This is a genomic window from Actinopolymorpha pittospori (assembly GCF_014873875.1).
In the GTDB taxonomy this organism is placed as follows: Bacteria; Actinomycetota; Actinomycetes; order Propionibacteriales; family Actinopolymorphaceae; genus Actinopolymorpha; species Actinopolymorpha pittospori.
Genome location: NZ_JADBEM010000001.1, coordinates 10,516,221 through 10,532,101, shown reverse-complemented (window position 1 = coordinate 10,532,101; position 15,881 = coordinate 10,516,221). Strand labels below are relative to the sequence as shown.

The following is a 15,881-nucleotide window of genomic DNA, read 5'->3' as shown; positions in this document are numbered from 1 at the left end:
GCGACCTTGGCGTGAGGTTGCTCGAAGCTCCGATGAGCCGAGCCGACGATCCGCGCGCGCGGATCTACATCGTCGATCACGTCAACCCGGGCACCGCGTTCACTCGGCGCTTTCAGGTGGTCAGCACCTCGAGCAACAAGCTCCGCGCGCAGGTTTACGCTGCGGCCGCCGAACTCAAGGACGGTAAGTTCGTCTTCGCACCGGGCCGTACTCCGAACGAGCTGACCACCTGGATCAGCCTCGACCACACCAAGCTCGACTTGAAGCCACAGGGCCGGGCGACCGTGACGACCCGGATCGCCGTCCCCAAGAAGGCGAGTGAGGGGGAGCGGTACGCCGTGATCTGGGCGGAGGTGTCTTCGGCCAAGCCGGGCCCGAACGGCAACGTCGCACAGGTGCACCGGGTCGGCATCCGGACGTACCTCGACGTCGGACCAGGCGGCGAACCGCCGTCGGACTTCAAGATCGGCCAGGTCATTCCGCAGCGAACCGAGGACGGCGTTCCACAGGTCGTGGCCGATGCCCACAACAACGGCAAACGCGCGCTCGACATCACCGGCCAGCTGAGCCTCAAGGACAACAACGGCTCCCTCAGCGTCGGCCCCTACCGCACCATCGGCACTCTGACCCTGGCGCCCAACCAGCGCGGAAAGGTCGCCGTCGCGGTGACGGAGAAGGACCTGCCCGACCGCGAGTGGAAGTTCCAGCTCATCCTGAAGAGCGGGAAGATCACCCGTACGGCCGCCGGCACACTCACTTTTCCTGAGGAACGTGGAGCGTTTGGCCTACCCGCGACTCTTGGTGAACCCCTCCCGCTGGCCCTGACTCTCGCCGGGGCGCTCGCCGTCGCCGGGATCCTCACGGTCACGGTCGTTGGCATCCGTCGGCAGCGCGGAAGGACAGCGCGCACCGCACTGCACAGGTCCAGGTGAGGCGTCGTCGCTCGTAGTCGTCAGTTCAGTGCCGGGAGAACCTTGTCGGAATACCACGGTCCGTAGACCTCGGTGTGGAACTCCGTCGCCTCCTCGCGGAACAGCTTGTCGAGTTCGCCGTAGTACTTCTTGGCCGCCGCCGAGAACGTGTCCGCCTCGATGCTCGAACTGAAACTCCCATACGTCTTGTTCAGCGTGCGTTCCAGCTTCGCGAAGTCCGCGGCCACGTCGACACCGCTGCGTTCGAAGGCGAAGCGGTTGATGGCGTCGTCGGATGCCGTACCGGAAGGCCCGGGGTTCTGCTCGGCGGGGAAGAACAGCTCCCTGGGCGGGGTCGGGGCGAGCTTCGTCCCGGCCGAGTAGGCGTCCACGATCGACTTGCCCCACGCCTCCTCCGCGCTTCCGGGCAGGTCGGTCAGGCTCTCGGCGAAGATCGGGATCATCGTGTTGGTCGGGATCATCGAGCCGCCGACGTAGCCGCCGTACACGTTGCGCAGGTCCTTGGTCTGATCGTTGATGACCTTCATCTGCGTGGTGAGGCCCGGCCCCATCATGTACGCGTGCAGGCTGACCGCCTTGTCGAGCACGGCGTCGTCGGCGTCGGGCCGGAAGGAGATCATCGCCGCGCTGTAGCGGGCGGTGCCGTCGAAGTAGCCCTGGTCGCCGTAGGGCACCGGGATCCAGCTGACGACCTCCTCGTAGGGCTTCTTGTTCAGCGAGACGAACTTCGACATCGACGGGTCGTTCGGGCTGTGGGTGAGCGCGGCCGGGTTGCCCATCCACATGCCGACCTGGGCCCGGCCGAAGGCGTCGCTGGCCTGCTGGTCGGTGAACGTGATGTCGGTGCGTACCGACTGGTCGGTGTAGAGCATGCCGCGGAAGAGCTCGACGGCCTTCACCCACGTGTCTCGGTACGTCGCGTAGTCCGCCTTCCAGTGCCACTTCTGGTCCGGTGCGGGCAGTTGGGTGAGCAGGCCGTGCCCGTTGGCCGACAACGGCGCCCAGAAGTTCCAGTTGACCAGGGCGATGCCCTTGCGGTCACCGGCCGTCGTCGCCTTGGCGATCTCCCGCACCCGCGACCACGTCCACGTGTGGTCGAAGGGGATGTCCTCGATGCCGGCGGCCTCGAGGAAGTCCCGCCGGTAGTAGAGCCCCTGGCCGGCGCCGGAGTACTCATACGGGAGGCCGAAGCGCTTGCCGTCGACCGCCCAGAAGTCCCACGCCGGCTTGACCACCGGGTTGAGCTTCTTGGCGAAGCCGTACTTGCTCGCCAGATCGGTGACGTCGGCCGCGAGACCCTGGACGAACGCGTCCCGGATCGGACCGGTACCCCAGCTGCCGAGCACGTTGCCGATGAACAGGTCGGGTGCCGTCCCGCCACCGATCGAGGCGACGAGCGCATCGGTGTTCTGCACGTCCGCCTTGATGTGGGTGAGCTTGACGCCGGGGTTGTCGTCCAGCCAGCTGGTCAGCGCCTCGGCGTACCCCTTGGCGTTCGCGTCCTTCTTCTGGATCGCCGCGCTCGGCATCACCGGATAGGGCTCCGCGCCGGTCGCGCCACCGATCTTGAGGGTGACCTCGGAGGAGGAGCCACCACTGGTCTCCCGCTGACATCCAGACAGCACTGCGCCACCCGCGAGCCACACGCCACCGGCGGCGAACGCGCGAAGCGCGCTCCGGCGGGTCAGTGTTCCCCGCCAGGCCTGCCTCCTGGAGTCCGTCGTTGTGGCTTCCGCCATGGCTGGCGCTCCTTTCCGGCTGCACCCGCGCTCGGCGTCCCGTCGGAACGGCGAGGTCGGCTCAGGGTCGATCAGCTGTCGTCAGCTGTCGTGGGTCCTCAGGTTCGTCGTCAGGCTAGGTAGCGAGGGAATGCAGGAGAAGCTGCCGCCCGATATCGGCCACGGCCGAATCCCTGGTCCGTCACAGATCGCGGCGTACGCTCACGGTTCCAGCCGATCGCGCTCACCGGCCAGTGGCCACCGGCGCGCGGACCGTGCTGCCACCAGCCGACGCACAACTGTCAAGGCGACCTTGCGATGAGCGATTCCGGCGCCGAGCCGCCCTGGGTCGGCCAGTAAGACCTGTCATCACCGACGTGTCCTGCCGCGAGTTGACCGACCAGAAGGTGACCGACCCGAAGGAGACACGAAGATGCGCCCGCTCCACCCGCAGGAGCCAGTCGAAGAACCCAGGAACGACCTGTCCCGCCGGGCGTTCGTCCAACGCGCGTTCGTCCTCGGGGTGGCCGGAGGATCGGCGCTGTCGGTTCCCTGGCTGAGCACCGAACGCGCGGCCCAGGCCGCCACGGCCGCGGTGGACGTCGACCCCTGGAGCTTCCTCGTCGGGCCCGTTCGCAACACGTTCACCGCCGACACCGCCGCGGTGCGGGCGAAGGACCTCTCCGCCCTGATCGACAGGGATGCGAAGACGATTCGCAGCGCCTCCGGCCAGCTCACCTGGTCCTACGGCGATGGCGTGGTGAGCGTGGACACTCCGTGCACACAGGGTGCGTTCGGTTTTCTCGGCGCCGCCGGGCGACGTGAGCTGTCCGACGTGGTGATCGACTGCGCCAACGAGTACGCCTCGATCGTGGTGACCGCCCTCGACGGCCAGCCGATCGGCCGGTCCGCACGGGTCCTGGTGCAGGCCGTGACGGAGGAGCAGCCCCTCGGCTGGCAGGTCGAGGGTGACACCATCACCGGCGTCGGCGACCACCCCGTCGGCATCCGCAGGATCGAGGCGAGCCTCGAGTTCGCCCACCTTCCCGGCGCCCACGCCTACGCCCTCGACGGAAACGGGTACGTCAACCGTTCCTTGCCGATCGAGCACGTCCAGGGCGGCGGGCGGATCAGCCTGCCGGCCGACACTCTCTACACGGTGATCTCGCGGTCGCCGCTGCGCGACGACGGCCCCGACGGCGAGGACATCCCCTTCGTCTGGTGGGAGGGTGAGGCCCCGGCCGAGACGAACTTCCCTTCGCACACGGAGTTCTCGCCCACCGAGCAGGAGCGTCACCTGCTCTCCGGAGGGGAGTGGCTCAGCAACGAGGGCACCCGTGGCGCCGACGATCCGGAGGCCTTCGCGCGGTACGACGTCGACGTGGCGGAGGAGGGGGAGTACCACCTGTGGATCCGCAAGTTCTGGCACCACGGGCCGTTCCGGTGGCGCTTCGACGAGGGGGAGTGGCATGTCCTCGACGACTCCTTCGGTCTGGCCGACAACACCTACATCCGGCGGTTCCTCAACGCGAACTGGTTCCACGCCGGTACCGTCCGGCTCGCCGCCGGCCGCCGGTCCTTCGAACTCCGGCTGCTCGCCGGCCCCGGTGAGGCGCTGACCGCCTGCTTCGACGCGTTCCTGCTCACGCCGGGCCAGTTCGTCCCCCGCGGGAAGTTCAAACCAGGCGAGTACGGCGGTGAGGCGGCAGAGGGGTTCGCACCGTTCGAGGTCGGCGCCGACGCGTTCGCCTCCTCACCGATCGACCTGTCCCACCTCAACGAGGACGTCGCGGGCCGGAACGGTTTCGTCACCGCGCGGCGTGGCGGCTTCGTCCTGGGCGACCGCAGGCCGGTGCGGTTCTGGGCCGTGAACGCCGGACCCGAGATCGTCCGGCAGGACCCCGGTTCGGTCGACTACCTCGCGCGGTTCCTCGCCAAGCGGGGCGTCAACCTGGTCCGCATCCACGGGCAGATCTTCGCCGACGGCGCCTCCGACCTCAGCGTGGACGCCCACTACCTGGACCAACTGCACGCCTTCGTCGCCGCGATGAAGCGGGCCGGCATCTACGTCAACCTCAGCTACTACTTCCCGCTGTGGGTCCAGCTCGGCTCGGCCACCGGCTTCCCCGGCTACGACGACATCGCCAACAGGACACCGTTCGCCCTGGTGATGTTCGACCCGGACTTCCAGGCCGTGCACCGGTCCTGGGCGCGGGCCCTGCTCACCACGCCCAACCCCCACACAGGTCTGGCGCTGGCCGCGGACCCGGCGGTGGCCATGGTGGAGATCCAGAACGAGGACAGCTTCTTCTTCTGGACCTTCACCCGCACCAACATCCCGGAGGTCCACCTGCGCGTGCTCGACGCGGCGTTCGGCGCCTTCCTGGCCAGGTGCTACGGCTCGCCGGCCGCGGCCCTGTCCGCCTGGGGCGCCGGCAGCGGAGTCGACGGCGACGTGCCCGCCGAGGGCCGGATGGTGGTGCAGGAGGCGTGGATGATGACCTCCGACGCCCACCCGACCGACAGCCCGATGAAGCACCGGATGCGCGACCAGCGGGAGTTCCTCACCCAGCAGCAGCGCGGCTTCTACGCCGACACCGCCCGCTACTACCGCGAGGAACTCGGAGTCCGCAGCCTCGTCACCCCGAGCAACTGGATCACCGCGCAGCCCTCCACGATGGACGCGCTCGAGCGCTACACCTACACCGCCGGCGACGTCGTGGACCGCCACGACGCGTACTTCACCGGCCGGCACGAGGGGTTCGGCGCCGACTACATGATCGACATCGGCCAGACCTTCGAGAGCCGCTCCACCCTCAGGGACCCCGACGCCACGGTGGTGAAGTTCCACCGCATCGCCGGGCATCCACAGACCGTCTCCGAGACCGGGTGGCCGAACCCGAACCGCTTCAAGGCCGAGTCCGTCCCGTTGTGGGCCGCCTACGGCGCGCTGCAGGGCATGGGCGGCATCGAGTTCTTCGCCCTGGACCGGATCGGCTGGCAGGGCAGCCCAGGCAAGTTCACCACGATGGTGCCGAGCATCTTCGGCCAGTTCCCGGCCTACGCCCTCGCCTACCGCCGGGGCGACATCCAGGAGGGTGAGCCGGTCGTGGACATCACCCACTCACTGCAGGAGCTCTACGACTTCGGCGCCACCCCGGTCGTCGACTGAGCGACGCTTCCCGGGCCGGCGGTTCGATGATCTCCCGGACACGGGCGACCGAACCGCCGGCCTGCCGCTGCGGGCCTACAGCCGTACGCATCGTGGACCCGGCGGCGTGTCGTCTAGTGTGCACTTGCCTTGCTTGTCAAGTGTGATCTAGACGGAGGTGTCATGAAGCGCCGAGACCTGATCCGAAGATCGACCGCGAGGCCAAGGCTCAGGGTAAGCAGTGGGAGGTCGGGCGGGAGATCTTCAAAGAGTGCGAGCCTGTCCTGGGGAGGGGATGGTGGCGGTGATGGATACCTACCATGCGAGCGTCGAACGCGACGGCCGCTTCTGGCTGATCCGGATTCGGGAGATTGACCGTTCGACCCAGGCACGGCATCTGCGCGAGGTCGATGCCATGGCCCGCGACCTCATCGCGGTCATGCGTGACGTCGAACCCGACTCCTTCGAGCTGGTGGTCTCGCATCGGTTGCCGGACTCGGTTCATGCACATCTTGCCCGTGCGGAGAAGCTGCGGGTGGAATCTGACCTGGCGAAGTCACGTGCGGCAGAGGAGTCGCGGGCGGCCGTGCGTGAACTGGTTGATGCCGGCCTGCCGCTGCGTGACATCGGGCAGTTGCTTGGAATCTCCCATCAGCGCGCCGCGCAGCTCGCTGCTGACACCGAGCCGAAGGCTTCATAGATCTGGCGCCGGACGATCTTGGCAGCCGTTAGCACGACGCGGGCAGGGCGCTCTCCGAGCGCAGCCCACAGCACCACGCCCACGCCATCAAGCCCACAACGAAGACCATGAATGGTCGGATCCAGGATCGAGGCTAGGCGACGTCGAGGACGACGTAGTGGCCCTCGATCGTGACGGGGATGGTCTCCGCGACGTAGGGACCCTTCACCCTCCCCGCCGGGGCCTCGCCACCCGGCCCAGCCGCGTCCGGCGCATCGTCCTCCAGCAGGTCCTTCCCACTCTCGACATCGACCCGGTAGCCGCCCACCCGGAGTCGTCCCGGGTCACACCACGACTGACCGGTCCTGATGTGGAACTCCCAGCCGTGGTGGGGACAGCTGAGGATCTCCCCACCCGGGGTGTACTCGATCTGGCCCGGCACCGACGCCGTGACCGTTCCCCACAACGATCCTTGGCACAGGGGCGCGCCCTGGTGCGGGCAGCGGTTGCGCAGGGCGAACAGCTCCCCGCTCACGTTGAAGATGCCGATCGAGCGCCCGGCGACCTCGACGATCTTGCGGTCACCGGGCGCGATCTCCTCCAGGGTCGCGACGACGTACTTCACGCGAGTCCGTAGAGTCGGCGGGCGTTTCGCCGGAGCACCTTGTCGCGTGCCTCCGGGTCGCGCAGCAGCGGCACCGCGCGGTTGGGTGCGTCACCGTCCCAGTGCGGGTAGTCGCTGGAGAAGAGCAACCGGTCGACGTAGCCGGGGTACTGTTCCAGCATCTGTTGGAAGTACTCCCGCTTCTCCGGCTCCTCCACCGGCTGGGTGGCGAGGTAGACGTGCTCCTCGAAGTACTCCGAGGGCCTACGGGACAGGTGGGGCACCTCTGAGCGCAGCAGCTCGAAGGCCTGGTCCATGCGCCAGCGTAGGGACGCGGCCCACGCGAAGCCGTTCTCCACGGAGACCAACCGCAGGCCGGGGAAGCGGTCGAACACGCCCTCCATGATCATGCTGACGATGTTGGCCTGGACCGAGATCGCCGGCCCGACGTGGTCCTCGATGTAGTACGACGCCCAACCGGCGCCGGTGATCGGCTGCCCGCTGGATCCGAACGCGTGTGACATCACCGGGATCCCGAACTCCGCGCAGGCTTCGTAGATGGGCCAGTAGCGACGCCGGCCCATCGGCTCGGCCGGGCGGCCACTGAACTGCACCTGCACGAACCGCCGGTCCTGTGCCACCCGCCGTACCTCGGCCGCCGCCGCGACGGGATCCTCGGTCGCCACCGAGATGGACGCGCGCATGCGGTCGTCCTTGTCCAGCCACTGCGCGGCCTGCCAGTCGTTGATCGCGGTCGCCATCGCGTTCGCGAGGTCGAGGTTCAGCAGGCCCGACACGGAGGTGAGCGGAATGAGGACGGCGTAGGCGATGTGGTGTCGGTCGAGGAGGTCGGTCCCCATGAAGCCGACGTCCGAACCCGACCTGCGGCCCGAGGGTGGCCTGGTGTCGATCGCGTCGTCCCAGAACCGCGGGTAGGAGCCGCCGGAGTAGCGACGAAGGCCGAGCGTGTCGAGGTGTTCGTGCCACCTCGGGTCCAGGAAGGGCTTGAGCTCGGACTGGTCGTCCCAGTAGTTGTGCGTGTCACAGTCGACGATGCCGACCTGGACCGGGCGTGTTCGCGTGTGTCGTGGTGCTTCGGTCACCGCTGTCATCTCTGACCTTCCGATCGTGCCCTTTCGTTCCCTGCCTGCGTTTCGGTCCTCGTGATCTGGCTACCTGCCGAAGCCGCGATACCACTCGTGTGCGTTGGTCGACCGGATCCTGCGCGCCATCTCCTCCGGGACCACGCTGAGCAGGTGCTCGAGGTTGCCCGCGGTCTGGTGCGGGAAGCCGGTGGAGTACAGCAGCAGATCCTGCGAGCCCAACTGGTCGAACAGGTCCAACGCCAACCGGTCGTCGACGGGCATGTCCCACGGCTGGGCGGTCAGGCGTACGTGGTCACGGATGTACTGCGAGGGCGGCCGTTTCACCCACGGCGTCTGCATGCGCAGGTTGCGCCACTCCTTGTCGAACCTCCACAGGTGCGCGGGCAGCCACGTCACACCGCTTTCCAGGAAGGTGACCCGGGCCGAGGGGAACAGGTCGAAGACCCCCTCGACGACGAGGTTGGTCACCTGCGCGGCGAACACCGACGCCATCCCGACGTACTCCTCGATGAAGTACGACGGCCAACCGGCCGGAGTCGACGGGTTGCCGGGCGCGCCACCGAAGTAGATCCCGGCCACCAGGTCGTGACGCGTGATCGCCTCCCACAGGGGGTGGTTGAGGCGGCTGCCCCAGGGATGCTGCGACCGAGCCGGGAGCGCGACCTGGACGAAACCAGGATGCCCGCCCACCCGCTCGATCTCCTCCACGGCCAACTGCGGGATCTGCGACGGTACGACGATCGAGCCGCGGAGGCGGTCGTCCTGGTCCAGCCACTGCGCGATCTGCCAGTCGTTGACCGCCCGTGCCATGGCGACGGCCTGCTCAGGGTTGTGCAGGCCGTCGACCGCGTACGTGCACAGGAGAATCGCCGCGTCCACCCGGTCGTCGAGTGCCTGGCGCTGGACCGTCTTCAGGTCCGGCGGGCCGCCGTCGACCCGGCTGTCCGGCCGCACCGCGAGAGCGGACTTCGGTGGATACGGCGCGTCGCCGTCGGAGGCCCCCCGAAAGACCGTGTTGGCGATCTGCTCCACCCACAGGTCCGGCAGATAGGGCAACAGGTCATCGATGCTCGGAACCTCGTTGTGTACCTGCGAGTCGATGGTGGTCAATGCCCGGTCACCGTCTCCCGTCACCCGCCTAAGACATCTGATGTCTATCTGCAGGCTAGGTTCGCCCAATCTCCCTGTAAAGCCAGACTCCTCGACATGGCAGGCCGCGGACACCTCACGTCGGTCCGCGGCCAGCCAGGTCGTCGATGCGATGTGCGCTCGATGGAGGCACTCACTCGCCGGTGGGGTCGGCCTCGCTCGGTGTCGCCATGAAGACCGCCACCTCATACGGCGCGAGCGTGACCTGCAACGGCTCCCCGGCCCGGACCACCACGGTCGGGCGAGGATCGTCGCGCTCGGTGAAGGCGTAGGTCGGGTGGCTGCCGGCGGGGAGTTCGAAGACGGCGCCCGGGTCGACCTGGAACGTCTGCGCCACCGCCGCCGGATTACGCAGCATCAGCATGCCCTCGGGCGTGCCCTTCGCCGCGCTCCAGGCCGCGGTTCCGTACACCTGCCCGTCGGCCGGGTCCCCACCGACCCAGTGCACGTCGGTGAGCAGGTGGAAGTTGGCCCGTGACCACGACGCGTTCGCCGCCATCGTGTCCCAGAACCACTCCGCCCCCGGCAGGTCCGGCGCGACCAGGGTGTGCCGCACGTACAGCTCCTGCAGCCCGAGCCCCAGCGCGAAGTAGGCCCGGATGTCCTGACTCACCTCGTCGCGGACCGACGCCTTCGACAGGTCGTGGTCGGCCCTGACCCGCGAGGCCCGGTCGGAGAAGATGATGCCGTGCACCATCGCCCCGGTCACCGGGAACAACGGGTTCTCCACCGCGAGGTTGCGGTAGGTCTGGGAGTCGCGGTAGTTGACGTAACCCTGCTGGGATGAGCCGGACCCGGCCTGACCCGCGTCCTCCCCGTCCCGCCAGATCGAGTCGGTGAACCACAGCCAGTACGGCGATCCCCACGTCCCCACGGTCGCGTTGATCCACACGTCCGGCTGGTGCGCGCGCAGGTCGGTCATCAACTGCAGCAGCGCCTCGTAGTCGGCGAGGTACGTCGGGTTCGGCCCGGTCTGCTGCAGTCCTCCACCGATCCCGTCGAACTTGAACCCGCGTACGCCGTACCGGTCCATCATCTCGAACGCGACCGTGCGGAACCGTTCGTAGTAACGCGGATTGCTGAGCCTGAACCGCCCGTTGGGGTGGGTGCCGTAGCGCTGGTCGGCCGGCTTGCTGGCGTTCAGCGCCATCCGCCGCGAGGCGCTGTCGCCGTACCCGCCGAACGGCGACATCCACAACGACAGGGAGGCGCCGCCGTACGCCGAGGCCGCCGCCTGCTGCTCGCTGAATCCATCCGGGAAGGCGGTCGGGTCCAGCGACCACAGGTCCGGCTCCGGATCGAGCTGGGGTGAGCGCAGGTAGTCCCACCCGTCGTCCACCCAGAAGCTGTCGATGCTCGCCCCACGCCGGGTGAGCTCGGTGCCGAACAGGTCGATCGCCTCGCTCAGCTGGGCCGGGTCGATCACCAGGCCGGGCGGCTTGAGGTCGTACCAGCTCTGGTAGTGCAGGAAGGGCCGCCGCGCGTGGACGCGTTCGCGTTCGAGGTAGTACAGGAACGACCGGCGCAGCTGGCCGGCGGGGCTGACGCCGAACGCCGTGGTGGAGGTCCAGGTCTCCCCGGCCGCGAGGGCGGCTGAGCGCGGCAGGGAGACGGTGACAGCGTTCCCGGTGATCGAGGCCCTGGCCATCGGATGCTCGACACCGAGGAAGAGGGTCTCCTGGCCGGACGGGCCGAGGACGACCGGGTTGCCGTCGTCCCGCCCGAGCACCCGCGCGTCGGGCACGTCGAGGTCGAGCAGACGCAGGCTGGTGATGGCGAACGTGCCGGCCACACAGCGCAGGCTGAACTCCTGCTGCACGTTGTTGGCGCCGTCGCGCAACGAGACGGTCCAGCCCACCTCGAGGGTGCGCCCGTCCCTGTCGTATCGGAACTCGGTGTGGATCGACTTGCCGCCGTCGCGTTCGGCGAGCCGGGCGGCATCGCCTCGCCGGCGCACCGGAACCAGCCGCGGCGCCTGCGTCATCGTGAGATCGGCGCCGGTGATCTGGCCGCCGTCGGCGAGGGAGAGGGTGAGCCAGCCGGTGCTGGTCACCGGCACGACCTGCCCGGTCACACCGTTGAACAACCGCGCCAGGCTGACCGAGTCGCCGCGGACCTGCCACGTCGCCTCGATCGCGAAGTTGGACAGCGTGAGCCTCCGCTCGCTCGGCGGACCGCTGACCCGCCCTCGGGCGCGCCCAGGCGGCGGTCCGGTGAAGACGACGCCGCTCGCGTCGTACCCGAAGCCCGCCTCACCCGCGGCGGCGCCCTGCCCGGTCGTCTCCGCGGTGGGTGCGGCCGATCCCGCCCCGTGCGGCCCGTCGCCCAGGGGAAGGGCGAAAGCCGCGGCTCCCAGCAGAGCCGTACGCCGGGAGAATGGTGCTGCGAACTCCATGGGTTGTCTCCTCCGCCAAGGCGCGGGTAGGTGGTTCTCGTGGCCGTCCAGGCTGGCGCTGTCGACCGGTGGGGTCAGCTCGGCTGCTGGATGCGGTGGTAGGGACGGACGACGTCGTTCCACAGGGAGCGCAGGTAGACGAACCCGAAGTCGGGGTCGTCACTGCGGAGGATGCCGGAGAAACGGGCGTGAGAGTACTCGCGGTACCCGTGGTCGAGCTTGTACCAGAGGTCGGTCACCCCGACGCTCATCAGGGCGACGATGCGGTCGGCGGTCGGGCCGGGCTCCCACAGACCGTTGGCGATCAGGACGGCCTGGGTGATCAGGTTGGGCTTGTAGCCGCCGTAGGCGTAGTCGGCCGAACTGCGTTGCCCCTCGGCGTCCACGGAGGTGAACTCCAGCAGCATGCCCGGGCGGCCGAGGTTCGGCAGGTCCTCGCAGCCGCTGTCGATCACGCCCGCGTAGGTGCCGTCGGGCATCAGGATGCCGGTCCCGTTCAGGCCGCACTCGACGGTGCCGCCGTAGGTGTTCTCGCTCAGCTGCGCGTCGAGGTCCATCACCTGGTCCAGAGTGATCCCGTGCAAGGACCAGTTGTGCACCGCCGACTCGATCTGCGCACCGGTCGGCGCGGCGGAGTCCGGATGCGCCGCCTTCCAGGTGAAGGTCCCGTAGGCGTTGGTCAGCCCGTCGGCGGCGAGTCGGGCGACGAAGGCGTCGTGGTCGTAGGTCCGCAGGATCTCCCTCGCCCGGTCGACCCCGAAGTACGCCGTCGCGACCAGGATCGACCCGCCCATCCCCTCGCGGTAGTTGGGGTTCCAGTCCCGGTTGACGTTGCCGTCGCCGTCCATCGTGTACTGCTGGCCGCCGGAGAGGACGAACGGGTTCTGGTCACTGGTGGTGAACGCCGAGCCGATCAGGGACGCCTCCATCAGCGTGTCGACCCGGGCCCGCTCGGCGGGCCGCAGCCGATTCCAGACCCGCGGCACCAGCTTGGCGGTCGCGAACATCCCGGTCACCTGGAGTTCGTGCTGGGCCGGATAGCCGCCGTTCGCGGCGATGTCGTTCCCGCCGGTGAGGGTGTAGCGGGCCTGCTGGAGCAGCCGCGTGTCGGCGGAGTGGTCACCGGCGAGGGCGGCGAAGGCCAACGTGATCGCGCCGCCGCCGGAGTTGCCCGCGTTGGTGTACGCCCCACCGGGCAGGCCGCGCGCGTAGCGGACGAGCGGCGCCTGACGGGCCGCGGCGACGACGTCGGCGGCGGGCCGGCCCAGGCGAGGCGCCGGCTTGGCCTTGGCCGGCGTCGCGGCGTCGGTGCTCACCACACCCGCGCTCCCTCCGGTGACCCCTGTCCCGGCCGGCGCCGCCAGCGCTGACGGCGCCACCAGGGCGGTCGCCGCCGTGAGCGTGCAGACGGTGAGAACGGTCCTGACCCGCATGAGTGGTCTCCCCTCCATCCAGCTCAGCCCCTGTCCGGGCTGTGTCGACGCGGCTCGGCACCGTATCGCGGGTGGAACCCTAGTCATCGGGGAGCGGGGGAAGATCGACTCCGACAGCAACCGGCCGACCGACCGCGGCCAGTGCGGGCGGATGCTCAGGAACGCGGGTGGGTGCCGGCTCGCGGGCCCAAACGTGAGGCCAGCCGCTCGAGCAGGCCCACGACCTCGGCGATGTCGTCGGGATCGTCGCTGCCCAGCGCCTCGCCGAGGGCGCCGTCGACGCTCGTCGAGCGCACCTTCGCGACTCTGGCGGAGATCCGCGCGGCGGGTTCGATGAGCACCCGGCGCCGGTCGGCGGGGTCGGGCGTCGTGACGACGGCGCCCGTCTCACGCAACCTGGCGATCGCCGTCGAGACGGCGCTTTGGGGCAGGCCGGTCCGCTCGGCGATCTCGCCGACCGAGCTCCCGGGGTGCTCGCGGACGTCACCGACCACGACCAGGACCGAGCGCACGCCACGGGTGTGTTCGCCGAGGCCCTCGGTGGGCATGGCCTCCTCGCCGATCTTCATCAGCGTCCGGCCGAGCAGGAACAAGTCGACACCGTTCACACCGAGCAAGGTACATCACAACCGATGCATCAATGTTGATAGATCGAAGTTGATGGATTATCGTCGTCGACGTGCCCGGCCGACATGACCGGTGAACACCCACGAACGCAAGGAAGGACAGGCGCATGAGTCAGGTCGAGTCAGGGCTGGTGGAGGTCGAGGGCGCGCGGCTGTACTACGAGGTCCGCGGACGCGGCCCGGTGCTCCTGGTCGGAGAGAGCGGCGAGGGACACGCGCGACGCAGTCAGGATCTGGTCGACCAACTCGTCGACACCTACACCGTGGTCACCTACGACCGCCGCGGGCTCTCGCGGAGTACGCCGATCGCGGACGGACCGCCGGCCACGCTGTCGGTCCACGCCGACGACGCCAGCCAGGTGCTGGCGGCGGTGACCGACGAGCCCGCCCTGATGCTCGGCCTCAGCATCGGCGCCGTGATCGGGTTCCACCTCGCGGTCGAGCACCCGGGCCGGCTGAGCACGCTGGTGGCGTTCGAGCCGGTCGCTCCCTGGCTGCTGCCCGAGCCGCTGCGCGACCGGCACCGCGACGAACTCCGGGAGATCCAGGAGCTCTACCGCCTCGACGGAGTGCAGGCGGCCTTCCCGAAGGTGGCCGAGATCCTCGGTATCGACCCCGCCGGCCAGGACCGTGAGCCAGACCTCACGCCGCAACCCATGACGCCGGAGCGGACCCGAAACTTCCACCACTTTCTCGAGCACGACTTCACCGCGGTCCAGGTCGACGACCTCGACCCGAAGGAGCTGGTCCGTACGCCGACCCGGATCGTTCCCGCGGCCGGTGCCGCGACGCCGCGGCACGTGTTCGACCGTCAGTGCGCCGACCAGCTCAGCGAACTTCTCGGAGTCGGCCTGACGAAGTTCCAGGGTGGCCACAACGCCAACCTCACCCACCCGCGAGCCTTCGCGGCACGGCTGCGCGGCGTCCTGCGCTGAGACCACGGTGGTGTTCCGCGGGCCCGTTCACCCCCGCGGAACAGGGAGGCGGCCCGGGTGTCCACCGACACCCGGGCCGCTGTGCGACGGAAAACCTCCCGACGGACTTACAGCTGGGACTTGCCCTCGCCGTCGGCGAGGAAGCCCTGCGGCTCACCCTCGTTGGTCAGGCCGAGGCTGCGGGGGTCGTTGTGATCGCCGAGTCCGCCGTCGTACGAAGAGGAACCATTGCCGGGGGTGTTGATCTTGCGCATGATGAGACATACCTTTCTGGGGGGATGCGGCGCTCGGGGATGGGGTTTGGCGACCGATGCGTCCCCGAGCGCTTCCTTTCTTGCCGCCCACCCACCGCTTCCGTAGCGAGACCCGTTTGGGGCCGGGGCTCTCGGCGGGGGACATCCAGTGAGGCGGGGCGTCGATCTGCACGCAGAGTCCGACACTCCGCCAGGTGGGGTCGGGAGCCTGGCTCCGACCGGCGCCATTGACGACCGGGGCCAGGTCCACGCTGTGGGGACCGCCTGATGCGCGCGCGTGCGGCGGTCCGTTCGGGAAGATCCATTTCGAAGGTGACGTGCTCTATTCGACGGGGCGAAAGGCGGCCCAGATCCCTGATGTGGGCAGGGTCCGGGCTTGCCGGAATTGGCGGCCGTCGCGGGGGTGGCGGTACTCCGCGAGCGACGCGCCCGCTGTGCGACCGGGCGGGTGGAGAAGAGCAATGCAAATTTGCTCGTATGGTGCCCAGCGCAGCGGGACGGCTCCGTCGATGTCGATCACGAATTCGTCCAGTTTCTCGGGCCGGTCATGGATGAGGTGCGAGTTACGGGCGTTGTCGAGGACGCCCGACTCGCCGCCAGAGCGAGGCTCGCGGCAGCCGTCATCGGAACGTCGGTGATCTTGCACTGGAGCTGACCTTCACTGGGTCCGGGCGACCAGCCGCTCGCGGCGGCCGGTGATCTGAGCGGTGTGCGTGGTCGGGACTTTCGCCTGTGGGGCGGCACCCCCTGCGCGCGCGGCCAGGGTCGTGGTGTAGACACCTGCGAGCCGTTCTTTCGGAATTCCGGCGCGGTGCCGGTTGCTCGCACGTTGTCTCCCAAGGCGCGTCCGGACCGACTCGATCGCTGCGCGGATCGGCATTCGAGGACCTCCCCCCTTG

The 15,881-nt window shown here is 68.9% G+C and carries 13 protein-coding genes; 4 read left to right on the top strand and 9 right to left on the bottom strand.

Annotated features, from left to right (window positions below):
- The first annotated feature begins 32 nt into the window (after positions 1-32).
- Positions 33-932 (top strand): DUF4388 domain-containing protein, encoded by a 900-nt coding sequence (locus HEB94_RS48685; protein WP_192756126.1) that lies wholly within the window; start codon positions 33-35, stop codon positions 930-932.
- Between the two features lie 20 nt (positions 933-952).
- Here HEB94_RS48685 and HEB94_RS48680 read toward each other — a convergent pair whose 3' ends face one another.
- Positions 953-2,671, bottom strand: coding sequence for an ABC transporter substrate-binding protein (locus HEB94_RS48680; RefSeq protein WP_192756125.1), 1,719 nt, complete (start codon positions 2,669-2,671; stop codon positions 953-955).
- 412 nt (positions 2,672-3,083) lie between these two features.
- Here HEB94_RS48680 and HEB94_RS48675 point away from each other — a divergent pair, with 412 nt between their 5' ends.
- Positions 3,084-5,822 carry a hypothetical protein gene (locus HEB94_RS48675; protein WP_192756124.1) on the top strand — a complete coding sequence of 913 codons (2,739 nt, stop codon included), beginning with the start codon at positions 3,084-3,086 and terminating at the stop codon, positions 5,820-5,822.
- 274 nt (positions 5,823-6,096) lie between these two features.
- Complete coding sequence (locus tag HEB94_RS48670) at positions 6,097-6,501, top strand: hypothetical protein (RefSeq protein WP_192756123.1); 405 nt, start codon at positions 6,097-6,099, stop codon at positions 6,499-6,501.
- Positions 6,502-6,634: 133 nt separating this feature from the next.
- On the opposite strand, the gene HEB94_RS48665 is transcribed toward HEB94_RS48670, so the two are convergent.
- From HEB94_RS48665 to HEB94_RS48640, 6 genes are all read right to left on the bottom strand, one after another.
- The gene (locus tag HEB94_RS48665; protein ID WP_192756122.1) at positions 6,635-7,105 is read right to left on the bottom strand and encodes a Rieske 2Fe-2S domain-containing protein; all 471 of its coding nucleotides are present in this window, start codon (positions 7,103-7,105) and stop codon (positions 6,635-6,637) included.
- Positions 7,102-8,196, bottom strand: a complete 1,095-nt coding sequence (locus HEB94_RS48660) for an amidohydrolase family protein (protein WP_192756121.1) — start codon at positions 8,194-8,196, stop codon at positions 7,102-7,104. Before HEB94_RS48660 ends, HEB94_RS48665 begins: the two co-directional genes overlap by 4 nt.
- Before the next feature lie 60 nt (positions 8,197-8,256).
- Positions 8,257-9,300: an amidohydrolase family protein gene (locus HEB94_RS48655; RefSeq protein ID WP_192756120.1), complete on the bottom strand. Its 1,044-nt coding sequence runs from the start codon at positions 9,298-9,300 to the stop codon at positions 8,257-8,259.
- Between the two features lie 172 nt (positions 9,301-9,472).
- The gene (locus tag HEB94_RS48650) at positions 9,473-11,734 is read right to left on the bottom strand and encodes an alpha-galactosidase (protein ID WP_192756119.1); all 2,262 of its coding nucleotides are present in this window, start codon (positions 11,732-11,734) and stop codon (positions 9,473-9,475) included.
- Between the two features lie 74 nt (positions 11,735-11,808).
- Positions 11,809-13,167 carry a lyase gene (locus HEB94_RS48645; protein ID WP_192756118.1) on the bottom strand — a complete coding sequence of 453 codons (1,359 nt, stop codon included), beginning with the start codon at positions 13,165-13,167 and terminating at the stop codon, positions 11,809-11,811.
- Between the two features lie 155 nt (positions 13,168-13,322).
- A complete protein-coding gene (locus HEB94_RS48640) occupies positions 13,323-13,775 on the bottom strand; it encodes a MarR family transcriptional regulator (RefSeq protein WP_202896962.1) in 453 nt (150 codons plus the stop codon).
- Between the two features lie 125 nt (positions 13,776-13,900).
- Here HEB94_RS48640 and HEB94_RS48635 point away from each other — a divergent pair, with 125 nt between their 5' ends.
- The gene (locus HEB94_RS48635) at positions 13,901-14,728 is read left to right on the top strand and encodes an alpha/beta fold hydrolase (RefSeq protein ID WP_192756117.1); all 828 of its coding nucleotides are present in this window, start codon (positions 13,901-13,903) and stop codon (positions 14,726-14,728) included.
- Positions 14,729-14,835: 107 nt separating this feature from the next.
- Here HEB94_RS48635 and HEB94_RS48630 read toward each other — a convergent pair whose 3' ends face one another.
- On the bottom strand, positions 14,836-14,982 hold the full coding sequence (locus tag HEB94_RS48630; RefSeq protein ID WP_192756116.1) for a hypothetical protein: 147 nt from the start codon (positions 14,980-14,982) through the stop codon (positions 14,836-14,838).
- Positions 14,983-15,640: 658 nt separating this feature from the next.
- Positions 15,641-15,862 carry a hypothetical protein gene (locus tag HEB94_RS48625; protein ID WP_192756115.1) on the bottom strand — a complete coding sequence of 74 codons (222 nt, stop codon included), beginning with the start codon at positions 15,860-15,862 and terminating at the stop codon, positions 15,641-15,643.
- Between the last annotated feature and the right edge of the window lie 19 nt (positions 15,863-15,881).